Raw genomic sequence first — 3,290 nt, 5'->3', positions numbered from 1 at the left:
CTCCAAGCAGATTGCGGCTGCAACCGATCAGAACCAGGTCTTGGCCGCGAACGGCATTGTTCCTCCGCCAATTCAGATTGACCCGATCGGCGGCGAGGCGGTTTTGAAAGAGATGGCCGCCCAACGTGAGCAGTTCGGCCAGTTCATGATCATGGTCACCAAGGCACTCACCGCGCCGAAGAAGGTCATCAAAGACCCGCAGGGCCGCCCGATCGGTGTTGAAACGGTGCCGATGCAATGACTGTATCGCTGAAGCATAAGTTCACGTCGCTCATTCCCGACGCGGGCGACCCGACGATTGTCCAGCCATCGAACTGGAACGACGAACACGCCCTGACCCAGGCCACAGAGACCATCCTTGGCCGGGTAAGCGCGTTGACGGGCGACACCGAGGAATTGACGCCCGCACAGGTTCGCGCGCTGCTCAACGTGGCCGATGGCGCCACGGCCAATAGCTCGGACGCCTTCCTGCTCGCCAGAGCGAACCACACCGGCACACAGCTTGCCGCCACGATATCGGATTTCGCGACGGCGGCATCCCTGGTCTGCCTGCCTCTTGCTGGCGGGACGATGACCGGCAAGCTGGTAACGGACGCGTCGGAAGCGGTGCTTGGCGCGGGTTTTAATGTTCCCCACGGCATTGTGCCAAATGCGCCTGCGGATGGCGATTTCTGGACCACTGCTGCCTTTGGCTTGTACGTTCGGGTAAACGGCGTCACCAAGGCGATGGCGTCCCTCGACAACGCCTCGCAGTGGACCATTATCCAGACATTCAAGACCAGTTCCACCACGGCGGCATCGATTAGACTTCCGCACGGTGTTGCACCGAACGCTCCGGCGAACGGCGACATGTGGACCGCAACCACGGGCCTGTTTTACCGGATCAACGGTGTCACCCAGACCGCTCTATCGGTATCGGATGCCGCCGCCGCTTACCAACCCCTCACCGCCAACCTCACTTCTTGGGGAGCCATCGCTCGCGCGGCCAATTTTGACGCATTCGTCGCCGCACCATCGTCGGCAAACCTCCGGACCTTGCTTACCGATGAGGTAGGAACTGGCTCGGCTTATTTCGTCGGCGGCGCGTTGGGCACACCTGCATCGGGTGTCGCAACTAACTTGACCGGCCTCCCCATCGCCACGGGTGTTTCGGGGTTGGCTGCGGGCATCGCCGCGTTTCTTGCGACCCCATCATCGGCTAATTTGCGGGCTGCTCTCACCGACGAAGTAGGAACCGGTGCAGCATATTTTGTTGGCGGCGCGTTGGGAACGCCCGCGTCGGGTGTTGCCAGCAACATGACCACCGCAACAGCGGCTCCCGGCACCAACAATACCCAAATTGCAAGCACCGCTTTTGTGACTGCCGCCGTTGCCGCCGTTGATTTTGGTGCCGGCAACGCTGCCCTCGCTTTCGGCGCGGTCGGTACTTACGCCCAAGTGTTCAGCCTAACTGCCACGTTGATCACGGAAGGTCTAACGATGGCCGGGTCTACGCTGCAACCGGCTGGTTTCTCAGAAGCCGTCACGACAGACCCCGGCGATGACACCACGTATGGCTCGGGTGGCGCACCTTTTATCAAAGGCGGCACGGCTCTGTCGGGAACTTGGCGCGCTATGGGTCGTGTCTCCACGGGCGGCGGCGCAATCCGACGCAGAACGTTCTTGGCGATGAGGATTTCCTGATGGAGTTCCGCAACCCGAAATACAATGCGGCCGGCACGATCGATGTTGAGATCAACCATCCGCAATTCGGCTGGATCCCGTTTTCTGCCTCTCCCGACGACGACACGGTTTATGGGCCAGAAATTTTTGCGGTTGCCATCGCTGGGGTTGTTGCGCCCTATGTGCCGACTGTGAGCAAACCGGAGATCCCTGCCAGTGTCTCGGCCAGGCAGTTCAAACTACAGCTTCTGGCATCAGGTCTGCTCGATGCGGTAGAATCGTTCGTCTCAGCACAGAGCAGGGCAGTTCAGATCGCATACGAGAATAGCGGCTCGTTCGTCCGGACGGAACCTATGATGCTGGCCGGCTTCGCCGCGCTCGGTTTCGACGACGGGCAGATCGACGCGTTTTTTGTGGCAGCGTCCGGCCTATAGGATCGGGATATGGCCTTCGCCACAGCCTTCCAGGGGAATGCGTTCCAGGCAAATGCGTTTCAGATTGTGCCCCCTGAAACTGACACTCGCCAACCTGGCGCCGGTCACTACAGGCGGCGCCCAACGATCTATCTGGACCGGCACGGCAAGCCCGTCGACATTCACGCCCGCAAAGTTGAACCCCTTGAATCGGAAATCCTGCCGGAGCTGACGCCGGCCATGGTTGAAGCGCTTATGGCAAAGATGCATGTCCCTCAACTGCCCCAAGCCGACCCCATGGCCTCTATCATGGCCAAGATGGGCCAACTGATGATCTCCCGCGAACTCGACGCCATGGTCGACGACGACACGCTGATGGTCCTGCTTCTCTCCTGAATTCCAAACGGCTTATCTTTTCGCACCGACAGACCGCACCCTTCATCCTGCCTCCAAGCGGGACTTGAAATGGCTCGGTACGTGTTTCGAAACGGCATCTTCGTTGACCGGCAAACGGGCGCTCCCATGGAGAAGCCATTCGCCGGCCAGATCAGCATGCCGAATGTCATCTCCGACATTCCGGAGTACCGCTCGCCGATCAACGGCGCGGTAATCGGCTCACGCTCTCAGCGGCGCGATGATCTGAAGAAACACAATTGCGTCGAGTACGAGCCCAGCCTTTCCCCGACCAAGGGCAAATTTCGCAATCCCGACTTCTGCCAGAAGCGGGGCCTTCAGGTGTCAGAGGAATTTCGATGAGCGCTCAACTTGCTGCCGTGGCTGAAGCCGCACCGGTCGTCGTCGATGCCGGCGCGATCAACGACAATGCTGCCGCCGATGATACGGCTCTGGAAGCCATCTGGAACAAGAACGAACGCGATAACGGGGCGGAGCGTGAGAACGGCAGGTTTGCAAGCGGGGACCGGTCCGAAGCGGCCGATACGATATCGCCGAAAGGCGGTGATGGCGGGGAACCGGCTGGCGATGGTCTGACGCCTGGCGCCGGCACGGTTCCCCTGCCTGACAACTGGAAAGGTCTTCAGGGCGCTGATGTCGTCAAAGGTGCCTGGGAGAAGACGCCCGCCGAAATTCGCGCCTTCGTCGCCGCTCGCGAACAGGAGTTGCAAGGCCGCCTGTCCGATCATGGCCGGCAGCTTTCGACCGTCAAGCCAATTCAGGAAGTCATCGATCGGCATTCCCACTACTTCGACCCGCAGA

At 60.4% G+C, this 3,290-nt stretch carries 5 protein-coding genes and 1 pseudogene; all 6 read left to right on the top strand.

The genetic code is table 11. The annotated features are described in order from the left end of the window. Nucleotides 1-241: pseudogene (locus EN939_RS26570) on the top strand (hypothetical protein); the annotation flags it as partial. Then, on the top strand, nt 238-1,683 hold the full coding sequence (locus EN939_RS26565) for a hypothetical protein (RefSeq protein WP_127270719.1): 1,446 nt from the start codon (nt 238-240) through the stop codon (nt 1,681-1,683). The pseudogene EN939_RS26570 and the gene EN939_RS26565, both read left to right, overlap by 4 nt. Continuing rightward, nucleotides 1,683-2,096, top strand: coding sequence for a hypothetical protein (locus EN939_RS26560; protein WP_236383071.1), 414 nt, complete (start codon nt 1,683-1,685; stop codon nt 2,094-2,096). The genes EN939_RS26565 and EN939_RS26560 overlap by 1 nt, the downstream gene beginning before the upstream one ends. A gap of 9 nt (nt 2,097-2,105) precedes the next feature. Further along, entirely contained in the window at nt 2,106-2,471 is a 366-nt protein-coding gene (locus tag EN939_RS26555; RefSeq protein ID WP_127270717.1) for a hypothetical protein, read from the top strand. Between the two features lie 156 nt (nt 2,472-2,627). Then, nucleotides 2,628-2,831: a hypothetical protein gene (locus EN939_RS26550; RefSeq protein ID WP_236383072.1), complete on the top strand. Its 204-nt coding sequence runs from the start codon at nt 2,628-2,630 to the stop codon at nt 2,829-2,831. After that, nucleotides 2,828-3,290 (top strand): hypothetical protein (locus tag EN939_RS26545; protein ID WP_164751236.1); only part of this gene is annotated, 463 nt, incomplete at its 3' end. The genes EN939_RS26550 and EN939_RS26545, both read left to right, overlap by 4 nt.

Origin of the sequence: Mesorhizobium sp. M7A.F.Ca.CA.002.05.1.1 (assembly GCF_003998335.1) — a bacterium.
Classification (GTDB): domain Bacteria; phylum Pseudomonadota; class Alphaproteobacteria; order Rhizobiales; family Rhizobiaceae; genus Mesorhizobium.
Note: the sequence above shows the minus strand (reverse complement) of the source record. Positions and strands in the feature narration are given on the sequence as shown.

Coding starts and splice junctions, on each gene's coding strand:
- EN939_RS26550 (WP_236383072.1), top strand. CDS start 2,628: ATGCCGAATGTCATCTCCGACATTCCGGAGTACCGCTCGCCGATCAAC.
- EN939_RS26565 (WP_127270719.1), top strand. CDS start 238: ATGACTGTATCGCTGAAGCATAAGTTCACGTCGCTCATTCCCGACGCG.
- EN939_RS26555 (WP_127270717.1), top strand. CDS start 2,106: ATGGCCTTCGCCACAGCCTTCCAGGGGAATGCGTTCCAGGCAAATGCG.
- EN939_RS26560 (WP_236383071.1), top strand. CDS start 1,683: ATGGAGTTCCGCAACCCGAAATACAATGCGGCCGGCACGATCGATGTT.